Source organism: Bradyrhizobium sp. URHD0069, assembly GCF_000701345.1.
Classification (GTDB): domain Bacteria; phylum Pseudomonadota; class Alphaproteobacteria; order Rhizobiales; family Xanthobacteraceae; genus Bradyrhizobium.
The window spans coordinates 153,316-164,484 of the sequence record NZ_KL370776.1; the positions used below are offsets into that span (position 1 = coordinate 153,316).

At 61.6% G+C, this 11,169-nt stretch carries 15 protein-coding genes and 1 riboswitch; of the genes, 7 read left to right on the forward strand and 8 right to left on the reverse strand.

Annotated elements, in window-relative coordinates; all coding sequences use genetic code 11:
* Positions 1–69: 69 nt before the first annotated feature.
* Together N554_RS36945 and rclC are read left to right on the forward strand one after the other, a co-directional pair.
* Positions 70–447, forward strand: coding sequence for a carboxymuconolactone decarboxylase family protein (locus N554_RS36945; protein ID WP_029587343.1), 378 nt, complete (start codon positions 70–72; stop codon positions 445–447).
* Positions 444–1,145: a reactive chlorine resistance membrane protein RclC gene (gene rclC, locus N554_RS0133015; RefSeq protein ID WP_081851543.1), complete on the forward strand. Its 702-nt coding sequence runs from the start codon at positions 444–446 to the stop codon at positions 1,143–1,145. The genes N554_RS36945 and rclC overlap by 4 nt, the downstream gene beginning before the upstream one ends.
* A gap of 147 nt (positions 1,146–1,292) precedes the next feature.
* Here the strand turns inward: rclC and N554_RS0133020 are convergent, their stop codons facing one another.
* The gene (locus N554_RS0133020) at positions 1,293–1,796 is read right to left on the reverse strand and encodes a mismatch-specific DNA-glycosylase (protein ID WP_029587345.1); all 504 of its coding nucleotides are present in this window, start codon (positions 1,794–1,796) and stop codon (positions 1,293–1,295) included.
* Positions 1,797–2,236: 440 nt separating this feature from the next.
* On the opposite strand from N554_RS0133020, the gene N554_RS40660 reads away from it, so the two are divergent.
* A complete protein-coding gene (locus N554_RS40660; protein ID WP_156042243.1) occupies positions 2,237–2,875 on the forward strand; it encodes a hypothetical protein in 639 nt (212 codons plus the stop codon).
* Between the two features lie 158 nt (positions 2,876–3,033).
* Here the strand turns inward: N554_RS40660 and thiC are convergent, their stop codons facing one another.
* From thiC to N554_RS0133070, 7 genes are all read right to left on the reverse strand, one after another.
* A complete protein-coding gene (gene thiC / locus N554_RS0133035; protein ID WP_029587348.1) occupies positions 3,034–4,932 on the reverse strand; it encodes a phosphomethylpyrimidine synthase ThiC in 1,899 nt (632 codons plus the stop codon).
* A 31-nt stretch (positions 4,933–4,963) separates the two neighbouring features.
* Entirely contained in the window at positions 4,964–5,350 is a 387-nt protein-coding gene (locus N554_RS0133040) for a hypothetical protein (RefSeq protein ID WP_029587349.1), read from the reverse strand.
* Positions 5,351–5,362: 12 nt separating this feature from the next.
* Positions 5,363–6,025 carry a thiamine phosphate synthase gene (locus N554_RS0133045; protein WP_051677842.1) on the reverse strand — a complete coding sequence of 221 codons (663 nt, stop codon included), beginning with the start codon at positions 6,023–6,025 and terminating at the stop codon, positions 5,363–5,365.
* A complete protein-coding gene (locus N554_RS0133050) occupies positions 6,012–6,794 on the reverse strand; it encodes a thiazole synthase (protein WP_029587351.1) in 783 nt (260 codons plus the stop codon). The genes N554_RS0133045 and N554_RS0133050 overlap by 14 nt, the downstream gene beginning before the upstream one ends.
* Positions 6,795–6,977: 183 nt before the next feature.
* Positions 6,978–7,175 (reverse strand): sulfur carrier protein ThiS, encoded by a 198-nt coding sequence (gene thiS, locus N554_RS0133055; RefSeq protein WP_029587352.1) that lies wholly within the window; start codon positions 7,173–7,175, stop codon positions 6,978–6,980.
* On the reverse strand, positions 7,166–8,221 hold the full coding sequence (locus N554_RS0133060) for an FAD-dependent oxidoreductase (RefSeq protein ID WP_029587353.1): 1,056 nt from the start codon (positions 8,219–8,221) through the stop codon (positions 7,166–7,168). The genes thiS and N554_RS0133060 overlap by 10 nt, the downstream gene beginning before the upstream one ends.
* A riboswitch (TPP riboswitch) is annotated at positions 8,209–8,344 on the reverse strand. Its footprint overlaps the gene before it by 13 nt.
* A gap of 166 nt (positions 8,345–8,510) precedes the next feature.
* Positions 8,511–9,017, reverse strand: coding sequence for a lytic transglycosylase domain-containing protein (locus N554_RS0133070; protein WP_029587355.1), 507 nt, complete (start codon positions 9,015–9,017; stop codon positions 8,511–8,513).
* A gap of 330 nt (positions 9,018–9,347) precedes the next feature.
* Between N554_RS0133070 and N554_RS0133075 the strand changes: the two genes are divergently transcribed.
* From N554_RS0133075 to N554_RS0133090, 4 genes are all read left to right on the forward strand, one after another.
* Positions 9,348–9,563, forward strand: coding sequence for a hypothetical protein (locus N554_RS0133075; RefSeq protein WP_051677843.1), 216 nt, complete (start codon positions 9,348–9,350; stop codon positions 9,561–9,563).
* A gap of 61 nt (positions 9,564–9,624) precedes the next feature.
* On the forward strand, positions 9,625–9,999 hold the full coding sequence (locus tag N554_RS0133080) for a PRC-barrel domain-containing protein (protein WP_245283793.1): 375 nt from the start codon (positions 9,625–9,627) through the stop codon (positions 9,997–9,999).
* A gap of 188 nt (positions 10,000–10,187) precedes the next feature.
* Positions 10,188–10,697, forward strand: a complete 510-nt coding sequence (locus tag N554_RS0133085) for a PRC-barrel domain-containing protein (protein WP_029587358.1) — start codon at positions 10,188–10,190, stop codon at positions 10,695–10,697.
* A 196-nt stretch (positions 10,698–10,893) separates the two neighbouring features.
* Positions 10,894–11,106, forward strand: a complete 213-nt coding sequence (locus N554_RS0133090; RefSeq protein ID WP_029587359.1) for a dodecin family protein — start codon at positions 10,894–10,896, stop codon at positions 11,104–11,106.
* Positions 11,107–11,169: the final 63 nt, after the last annotated feature.

Here is an 11,169-nt window from a genome sequence, read left to right on the forward strand (position 1 = left end):
CGCCGCGAGAGCATGTCAGCTCGACCGTCCCAGAGCCATCTTCAGTCCATCATCATCAAGGAGGTTTTCATGAGAATGCTCGACTGGAATGCCTATCGCCAACAGCTTGTCGCCACCGTCGGAGACCTTGGCAAGCTCTCCCCTGACACGGTGAAGGGGTATATCACGCACGGTGGCGCCGCGCAGAAGACCGGCCATCTAAATCCCAAGACCCATGAGCTCATCGCCTTGGCGGCTGCCGTCAGCCTGCGCTGCGATGGCTGCATCACCGTCCATACCGAAGCGGCCCGCAAAACAGGCGCCACGAAAGAAGAGATTGCAGAAGCCCTGGCCGTAGCAGTCAGCGTCAACGCCGGCGCGGCCCTCGTGTATTCCACGCGCACTCTCGACGCGTTTGACGCGGCGTCAAAACGCTTAGAGCACCGTCCCGAGGAGACCCTCCAATGACCGCAAATATCCTTCGCATACTCGGTATGATCGCCAATCCGGTTTCCCAGCGGGTCGGCGTTGCTGCCCTCCGAATTTCCATCGCGATTGTTTTCTTGTGGATCGGTGCGCTGAAGTTCGTGCCTTATGAAGCCGACAGCATAACGCCGTTCGTGGCCAACAGTCCCGTGATGTCCTTCTTCTACAAGCATCCAGAGGGCTACAAGGCCCACCTTACCCGTGAAGGCGAGCTTAAGCCTGCTGACCGTGCCTGGGAGACTGCAAACAACACCTACGCGTTCTCATACGGACTCGGGACTGTTGAGTTGATCATCGGATCCCTGGTGTTGGCTGGCCTTGTGTCGGTGCGCTTGGGACCTGCTGGAGCAGTCTTGGCGTTCCTCACACCATTCGTCACCCTCTCCTTCCTCGTGACGACGCCGGAAGCTTGGGTGTCGGCTCTCGGCGACGCACAACACGGCTTCCCCTATCTCTCCGGTGCTGGCCGCCTTGTGCTCAAGGACACTGTCATTCTGGCCGGCGGATGGCTTCTTGTCGTAGACGGTGCGCGCGCAATACTGGCGCAAATGGCACGCCATCCCGAGGCGGAAAGAGCAGACCGGAACCACTTCGTCCCAGTTGCTGACACAGTCGCTCGGCTGTCCGAGCGTCGAACGTCTCGTCCCGAGACACCAGAGAGAGCGCTAAGCCGCCATTGAACACCACGGGAGCATCGCAAAACGATGCGTCTCGAAGGATGGGCGGCCACATGGTCGAGACGCGCAGCCACTCCAAGAACCGCAAGCGTAGATCGGGTTACGCAAAGGTAAACGTCATCACCAACTAGGTTGGCGGATTACGCGGCGCTAACTCTGCGCATGAATCGAATCCGCCAACTCCCGCCATGGCTGCACCGACCAGTGGCCCGAGGCGGCACCGGATGGCGAGGCTAGCACGAAGATCGCTGGGAAATCATCCAGAGGCGGCTGCCGGCCCATCACAACCGCCTTAGTCGGCCGGCCATAGAACAGGCTCGCGGCTTTCTTGCTGGTGAAGGCGATGGTCTGCGGGCGATAGCGCCGCATCTTGTCCCGGAAGCCTGCAATATCGACCGGGAAGGCAAGGGCCTGATGGTCCATGCCGGCGCCGAGCTTGCAAAGATCGGTGAAGCCGATGCCGAGTTTCAACAGCGCGGAAAATTCATGCGGCTCGTATCGGCGCGCCGTGATGCCGACCTCGTGGATCGTACGCCAGAAGCGATTGCCTGGACCCGCGTAGTAGTGGCCCAAGTCGGCAGAGCGCTGTCCGGCTGCGGTGCCGACGAAGACCAGTCGCAGCTGAGGCTGAAGCTGGTCAGGGAGTTTTTCCAATCGGCATGCTCCCTTTTTCATCAAATCTGTAGGATGGGTTGAGCGAAGCGAAACCCATCGCGACAATTGCGATATGCGATGGGTTTCGCAAAGGCTCAACCCATCCTACCAGCTTAACCCCGACGAGCTCGTCAACACCAATCCGGACGTGGCCAGGGGCCGGGGGAATGCGAGCAATTTTTATGGGCGGGTGAATTGGGAAGTGGGCGCCGGGTGGGGTAGATTGGCCGAAAGCCAACCCGCCGTGGCTTCGTCGCTAGTAGGGATTAGTGTGAGATGCGCGCCTTCATTCGTTCAGTTGATTTGAAGTTAGCGCGTGCAGACATGCAAGCAGGGCGCTCACTAATTCCATATCTGCTTGGGCTTCCAAGAACCCCATTGGTGGACGATGCTAGTTGCGAGAATCTAGGCTAGGTTACCGTCTCATACTCGAAGACTTCATGAACCCTCCAGCAATCGACGATTGGGGCCTTCTACTCGGAGAATGCATACACAACCTACGAAGCTCGCTTGACAATCTTGCCTTCGCTCTCGCGCGACTCCGTCGCGATCCACCAGAACAGCCGTCCAAAATTGCGTTCCCGATTTTTGGAGTACGAACGGAGTTCGAGCGACGCGGGCGCGCTAACATTGATCAGTTGCCAGAAAAAGCGGCGGCCCTGATTGAATTGATACAGCCCTTTCAACGTGACGGTTCCGCAGGAAAAGGCACGCCCGATCTTGACGCCCTCATTCATCTGCAGAGACTTAGTAACACCGACAAGCATCGGATCCCTCCCGTAGTTTTGATTGCACCAACAGACATCTCTCATTCGGTTCAAGTCGAATTTTACTCCGATGAGGACGCGGCGGCTAACGTGCCCCCCGATACAATAGTCTGGGCAGGGCCACTCGAGGCCGACGTCGTGCTTTTAGAGCACAAGACAAATCGCCCAATCGCTTCGGTCAGCGGGCGGTTTGACGGTCAAGCCATCTTGGCTGTTGAGACGCCGGAAGGATTTGAACGAGTGGAAACCTACGTTCAAGGGATCAAATCCTATACGGGATTGGTAGTCGATCAATTCCGTCAGTTTTTCTGACTGTGAATGTGGCCGCATGAGGAAGTGTGGAGAAGAGGATCAGGCTAACAAACGGCGATTTGACCGCCAGATCAAAAAGGCCGGGCTTTCGCCCGGCCATTTGCATTTCCGATGCATGCCCGGGTCAAGCTCCGGGCATGACGATGAGAAGGTAGGGCTTACAACACCCGATTACTCTCCTTCACCTTCTCCGCATCCAGATACACCTGTCCGCCCATCTCCTTGAACTTGGCGCTCATCTGCGCCATGCCATCCTCGATCGTCCCGCTCATGCTCATCCCCACCGCCGTCGGATCGTTCAGCGTCGCCGCGTAGTCGCGGACGTCCTGGGTGATCTTCATCGAGCAGAACTTTGGGCCGCACATCGAGCAGAAATGCGCGACCTTGTGGGCTTCCTTCGGCAGCGTCTCGTCGTGGAAGCTGCGCGCGGTTTCCGGATCGAGCCCGAGGTTGAACTGGTCCTCCCAGCGGAAGTCGAAGCGGGCGCGGGACAATGCGTCGTCGCGCAGTTGCGCTGCCGGATGGCCTTTGCCGAGATCGGATGCGTGCGCCGCGATCTTGTAGGTGATGACGCCGACCTTGACGTCGTCGCGATTGGGCAGGCCGAGATGCTCCTTCGGCGTCACATAGCAAAGCATCGCGCAGCCGAACCAGCCGATCATCGCAGCGCCAATGCCTGAGGTGATGTGGTCGTAGCCCGGCGCGATGTCGGTGGTCAGCGGCCCCAGCGTGTAGAACGGCGCCTCGCCACACTCTTTGAGCTGCTTGTCCATGTTGATCTTGATCTTGTGCATCGGTACGTGGCCGGGGCCTTCGATCATCACCTGGCAGCCCTTCTTCCATGCGATCTGCGTGAGTTCGCCGAGTGTCTCCAGTTCGGCGAATTGTGCGCGGTCGTTGGCATCCGCGATCGAGCCGGGACGCAGGCCATCTCCCAATGAAAACGACACGTCATACTTGCGCATCAAATCGCAGATCTCGTCGAAGTGCGTGTAGAGAAAACTCTCCTTGTGATGCGCCAAGCACCACTTCGCCATGATCGAGCCGCCGCGCGAGACGATGCCGGTGACGCGGTTGGCGGTGAGGTGGATATAGGGCAGCCGCACGCCGGCGTGGATGGTGAAATAGTCGACGCCCTGTTCGCACTGCTCGATCAGCGTGTCCTTGTAGAGCTCCCATGTCAGCTTCACGGGATCGCCGTCGCATTTCTCCAGCGCCTGATAAATGGGAACGGTGCCGATCGGGATCGGCGCGTTGCGCAGGATCCATTCGCGGGTGGTGTGGATGTTGCGTCCGGTGGAGAGGTCCATCACGGTGTCGGCGCCCCAGCGGATCGCCCACACCATCTTGTCGACTTCTTCCTCCACCGACGATGTTACCGCGGAGTTGCCGATATTGGCGTTGATCTTGGTGAGGAAATTGCGGCCGATGATCATCGGCTCGAGTTCGCCGTGGTTGATGTTGCAGGGAATGATGGCGCGGCCGCGCGCGATTTCGCTGCGCACGAATTCCGGCGTGACGAACGCCGGCACCGATGCGCCAAAGCTTTCGCCATCGGCCAATGCAGCTTCGGCGCGCTCGAGCTGGACCTTGCGGCCGAGGTTCTCGCGAGTGGCGACGTAGATCATCTCCTTGGTGATGATGCCGGCACGCGCAAATTCGAGCTGCGTAATCATGTGGCCGTCGAGGCCGCGCAGCGGCCTGTGATAGGCGGTGAACGCCTTTGCGGCATGCGAGGCGCCGACATTGCCGTTGTCTTCCGGCTTGATCTCGCGTCCCTGATATTCCTCGACGCCGCCGCGCTCCTTCACCCATTCGATGCGCGCGCGCTTCAACCCGGCATTGACGTCGATGGTAACGGCCGGATCGGTGTAGGGGCCCGAGGTGTCATACACCGGCAGGTTCGGTTCGCCGGCGCCTTCGCTCAGAATGATCTCGCGCAGCGGCACGCGCACATCGGGCGCTTCATCCGGCGTGACAAAGATCTTGCGCGACGCGGGCAGGGGGCCCGTGGTGACGGCAGGCTTAAGCTCGGCGGTGTTGATGAGTTTGTTCATGGTGTGGCTCCCTTCCGGAGATAAGTTTCTTTCAGTGCCGAAATCCAAACAGGCAAAACAGAGCTCCCGCCACGGCCCAGATCGCGGCGAAGACCGGTATGGCGTAGCGTCGCTTCAGCATGGCGCGGCCGGTCTGCATCACATAGGCAGGCGCCGCCAGCCGCAGGGCGCCGCTGATGACGTTGGTCCAGCCGAACAGCGTGATCATCATCCGCCCGTCGATGGCCCAGATATTGTGCGTCAGCACGACGGCGAGGCCGATCGGCATGATGATCAGGCCGCTGAGAAAGGTCAGCGCCCGGCTCGCCATGAGCTCCTCGGCCATCTCGCGGAACGCGCGCTGGTTGGCGAACACGGCGAGCCCGATCACCAGCAATACCGGTCCGATCAGCCTGGCGATAAAAACCGAGTTTGACATCAACCATCCTTCTCATGCCGCCTCGGCGTGTATCTGCAGCCATGCGCGTACCCGCGCGTCGGGATCGGAATTCTGGGTGACGTCGCTGACCACGGCGATCGAGTCGGCGCCGGCGGCGAAAATGTCCGCGGCCTGTTCCATCTTGATGCCGCCGATCGCGACCAGCGGAATGTTGCCGATGCGGCGCTTCCATTCGGTGAGTTTTGCAATGCCCTGCGGCGCGAACCGCATCGATTTCAGCGTGGTCGGAAAAATCGGACCCAGCGCGATGTAATCCGGCTTGGCGCGCAGCGCATTCTCCAGCTCTTCATCGTCATGGGTGGAAAGGCCGAGCGTCAATCCGGCCTCGCGGATCGCTTTGAGATCGGCATCCACCAGATCTTCCTGACCGAGATGCAGATGCTTCGCCCCGGCGACCACAGCCGCGCGCCAGTAGTCGTTGACCACGAGCTTTGTCTTGGTGCCGCTGGTGACCGCCAGCGCGTCGCTCACGATCTGCAGCGCCTCGGAGTCGTTCAGATTCTTGGCGCGCAGTTGCACCGTGCCGACGCCGAGCGCGGCGAGGCGCGCGACCCACGCGACGCTGTCCACCACGGGATAAAAACGATCAGGATACGCGGGGCGATCAGGATACGCGGAGCGATCAGGATACGCGGGGCGATCAGGATACGGCATGCCAGAACGGGGTCCCAACGACAGGGGTTGAAGGAGAGGCGAAATCGCGGGCTTCCATCAAGCCCGCCTCAAAGGCCGCGCGTCCGGCCTCGACGCCGGAGCGAAACGCCGAGGCCATCGCGACGGGGTCGGCGGCTTTTGCAATCGCGGTGTTCAGCAGCACGGCGTCGTAGCCGAGCTCGAGCGCTTGCGCGGCATGCGACGGCGCGCCCAGACCGGCATCGACCACCAGCGTGATGTCAGGCAGGCGGTCGCGCAAAAGTTTCAGCGCGTCGGGGTTGATGACGCCCCTGGCGCTGCCGATCGGCGCCGCCCACGGCATCACCACCTTGCAGCCCGCATCGACCAGCCGCATCGCGACGCTCAAGTCTTCCGTGCAATAGGGGAACACCTCGAAGCCGTCCTTGATCAGGATGCCGGCGGCTTCGACCAGGCCGACCACGTCGGGCTGCAGCGTGTCGTTGTCGGCGATCACTTCCAGCTTGATCCAGGAGGTGCCGAACAGCTCGCGCGCCAGCTTTGCGGTGGTCACGGCCTCGCGCACGCTGCGGCAGCCGGCGGTGTTCGGCAGCACGGCGACTTCGAGCTCGCGGATCAGCGACCAGAACGCGTCGCCGGTCTTGCCGCCGGCGGCCTCCCGCCGCAGCGACACCGTCACGATCTCGGCGCCCGAGGCGCGGATCGCTCCTTGCATGATCGCCGGCGACGGATACAGCGCGCTGCCGATCAGCAGCCGGGAGGTGAAGGTTTTGCCGTAAAAGTTCAGCATGGCAGTAGCGTCCTTGCTTGCCGCAAGCCGTGGCTGTCATCCCGCCCACAACCCGTCATCCCCGCGAAAGCGGGGATCCAGTATTCCAGCGCAGCGGAGGTCGAATCGAGAGGCCGCGGCGTACTGGATCGTCCGGTCAAGCCGGACGATGACGGCTGGTTTAAGGCCCACGCGCCATCACCTTCACCCTCCCTGCCGCGGCGTGATGATCTCGATCTCGTCGCCGTTCTTCAGCTGCGTCTGCGCCCAGCGGCCGCGCGGCAGCACGTCGTAATTCAGCGCGACCGCGAAATGCGTGCCTTCATATTCGAGCTCGCGAAGCAGCGCGTCGACGCTGGCGGAGGCGATCTCCCGCTGCTCGCCATTGACGGTCACGCGCATTGCATCACCTCGCATTGCATCACCTCATTGTCGATCTGGCCGCGCTCGACATAGGCGAGCGTCAACTCCGCCAGCGCCGGCGCAATCAGGAAGCCGTGGCGATACAGGCCGTTCACCACGATGCGGTCCTTGTCGATGGTGATGCGCGGCAGGTTGTCGGGAAACGCCGGCCTTAAGCCGGAGCCGAATTCGACGATGCGCGCCTCGGCGAACGCCGGATGCACCGCATAGGCCGCGCCCAACAGCTCCAGCGCGGAGCGGACGCTGACGCCGGTATCCTCGGCTTCGATCGAGGTTGCCCCCAGCATGAAGCGATTATCTTCGCGCGGAATCACATAGAGCGGCCAGCGCGGATGAATCAGGCGCACCGGCCGCGACAATTCGACCTCGCCGGTTTCGATCAGGATCAGTTCGCCCTTGACGCCGCGCAACTCGGGTTGCGTGTCGCGCGCGGCTAACCCGCGGCAATCGATCACGACGCCGTCGATATCTCCCGGGCCCGGTTCGCTGCTGAACTTGACGGTGCCGCCGGCGGCAATGATCCGTTCATGCAGTTTCGGCAGCACGCGCCGCGGCTCGACATGGCCTTCGTCGGCAAAGAAAAGACCCTCGCGAAAGCGGCCCTCGAGCGAGGGCTCGAGCGCGGCGAGCGCTTTGGCGTCGACCCGCCGATGGCCGGAGGTGAGCCTGGCAAAGCGTTCGAAATCGTTGCGGTCGCGGGTATGCGCCACGACCAGGGAGCCGTTGAACGGCGTGTCCGGCAATTCCTTGCGCCACAGATCGAGCGCACGCAGGCCGAGCCGGCTGATCAGCGGCTCCGATATCTCGCGCTCGCAATAGGGCGCCAGCATGCCGCCGGCCCAGTGGCTGGTGGAGAGCATCATGCGAGCGTCGCTGCGCTCATGCAGCGTGACGTCGTGGCCGGCCTGCGCAAACAGCAGCGCCTGCCACGCGCCGGCGATACCTGCGCCGATGATGGAAACGGAGGATTGCCCCCCTGACGCGACGGGCCCTTGCCCGCGCTCTGCGTATGTAGCCTGGTACATCCCTGTCCCTTCGCCGGCATGACCCGGATCAGGTTCAAAGGGTCACCGCGGTCTCGCGCCCTGCGAACAGGCCTTGAGCGTGCGGTCTCTCAGCTCCTCGTCGGAGCTCCCCTCGGAACAGCTCTAATGTAAGCCGATGGCAGGGAGTGTCAACGGACACCCATTCGTCATGCACGGCCTTATGCGGGGCATCCACGTCTTGTTCCGCCTCCCAGACGTGGATGGCCGGGCCAAGTGTTTGGTCCGGGGACAGGGCTTGACGCCCGTTCGTCCCGGTCATGATGGTTATTTATTTGGAAACCTGCTGCTGCGTATTGGCGTCGGCGGGGCTGTTGACGGCACCCATCCATGGCGCGCTGGCGAGCATCGGGTCGGGATGCCGCATATGTTCAAGCCGCTCGCGCTTGACGGCGGCGTAATAGCCGCTGGCGTAATAGCGTATGGCGCGCGTGTGGTCGCCGTTGGCGGCGCGGTAGGCGCCGGCGAGATACTTCACCGCGTAGGTGAGATTGGTGTTGGGATCGCGCAGTCCTGCGGCGTCACCGGTGTAGCCGACGCCGCGCGCGGTCGCAAGCTTGATCTGCATCAGGCCGATCGTGCCGCCGCGTCCGACCACATGCGGGCGGTAGCGGCTTTCACGCACGATCACGCGATGCACCAGGGCTTCCGGCACCGCGTTGGCATTGGCATGGGTGGCGACAAGCGCATCGTACTCGGCGCGCTGCGCATGGGCGGCTTGCGAAAACGGCAACACGGCGATGGCGGCGAGCCATGCGAGACAGAGCAAGCGTTTCATGGAAAGTTTCATGGAAAAATGACCTCGGGGTGGGACGTGATTAAAATCAAAATTTAGCGATTGGACGCTCAGGCACCCTGATTGCTGCAATCGCCCGGCAATGTGGCGAAATCCCGGCTTTCTCAGGCGTTCGCTGACGTCGCGCTCAGCCCACGCTCTACAGCGGTCCGCTTCATTGCCGTTCGAAAGACAAAATGTTGCCGTAAGTTTGCAGACGACAGGACCGGGCGTTCCACAGCCGGCAATAACCCTGTCCAATTCGCTTGAAAGCAAACAATGCGTTTCAAGCAAAGAATGCGCTTCAAGCAAAAAAGAAAAGGGAGACGCGCCATGGCCAGAACAGAGTTCGGCTATTTGCCCAGAGAAAATCCCTGCCAGCCCAGAGAAAATCCCTGCGCCCAGTGCGGCAAGCCGATCGCCGCTCCGGAGTGGGTTGAAAGCGGTCCGCACCGCACGTCGTATCTCTGGCAGTGCCGGGCATGCGGCTACCGGTTCGAGGCGGTGGCGTTTTTCGGGGATCCGGATTCCAAACCGCTCGCGGCCTGATGGAACTCCTATAGAGACCAAACGTTGGTACATCTTCATCAACCCCGGAAGGAGGGTGATGATGACCGACATCATGGCAAAACCGCACCAGCTGATCGCGAGCGATCGGGTCGAGGGCACCGCGGTGCGAAGGCCGAACGGCGACAGGCTCGGCCACATCGAACGGCTGATGATCGACAAAATCACCGGCAAGGTGTCCTACGCGATCCTCAGTTTCGGCGGCTTCCTCGGCATCGGATCCAATCTGCTCCCGCTGCCGTGGGCACGTCTTAACTACAACCCCCGGTTCGAGGCCTATGAGCTCGACATCGATGACGACGAGCTCAAACGCGCGCCGTCATTCCGCGCGGACAAGGATTTCGACTGGGGCGATCGCTCGCAGGAAGCGGAGTTGCATCGTTACTACGGAATACCGCCCTATTGGGGCGGTTTCTGATCGAACGTTGAAAGGCTGCGAAACGCGCTAATGGCGCAAGCGGTTGGCCGTGTGCGGGTCAGGGCCACGACGTGTACTTGCGCGTGCGTACATCACTGCTTTCGAAACTTTGAAAATATTGCCGCAGCCGGAACAGCCGCGGGCGTGGCGTGTTTTCTCCAGACGATTCCATCTCAAGGAGAAATCAGATGTTTACAAAATATATAACGGCCGGGTTGGTCGGGTCCGCATTGCTTGCGACTGTTGCCATCGCGCAGACCCCGCCGGCAACCGGCGACCGCGCCAGCACGCCGCCGGCAGCGGCCTCCGACCAGCAGGCGTTCCAAGGCAACTGGCGCGCGTCGAAAGTTGTCGGCCTCAGCGTCTACAACGAAAAGAACGAGAGCCTCGGCTCGATCAACGATATCCTGATGGACAAGAACGGAGACATCAAGGCGGTCGTGCTTGGTGTCGGCGGGTTCCTTGGCGTCGGCGAGCACCTGGTCGCCGTGCCCTTCGACAAGATGAAGTTCGTCAATGAGCCGGTCGCTTACACCGGCACGGCGGGCGGTGCCACGGGCAGCCGCCCGGCATCGCCGACCACCACGGGCGCCGCGACGAGCGCGTCGAAGTCCAATCCTTGGTATCCGGATCACGCGGTGTTCAACGCGACCAAGGACGAGCTGAAGGCGATGCCTGAGTTCAAATATTCGACCTGACGCAACGTCGTAAGCTGGGATATGATCGCAAGAGACCGGACGGCATCACTGCCGTTCGGTTTTTTAATCGCGCAAGCCGTGTGCATCCGCGAAACGGAGGTTTGGTGCGCCGCATCCTTTCAGCGCCGATGTCCCGATGTTAGGCTTCCCGCGGCAGGAGCATCTTGTCCTGCCTAACATGGAACGGGAGGATGACATGCCTGAGAGCGTTTACAAAGTCATCGAGCTGATCGGTACCAGCAAGGAATCCTGGGAACAGGCGGCCGCGGCGGCCGTCAGCAGAGCCGGAGAAACTCTCCGCGAACTTCGCGTTGCCGAAGTCGCCGAGCTCGATTTGCAACTGGATGCCAAGGGCAAGGTCGAAGCCTACCGGGCCAAGCTCAAGGTCTCGTTCAAGTTCGAGGGCTGACGAAGCGATCATGGCGTGCCCCCTGCGGGGAACATGGAGGGTGGGCAAGGGCGCTGTTCGCGC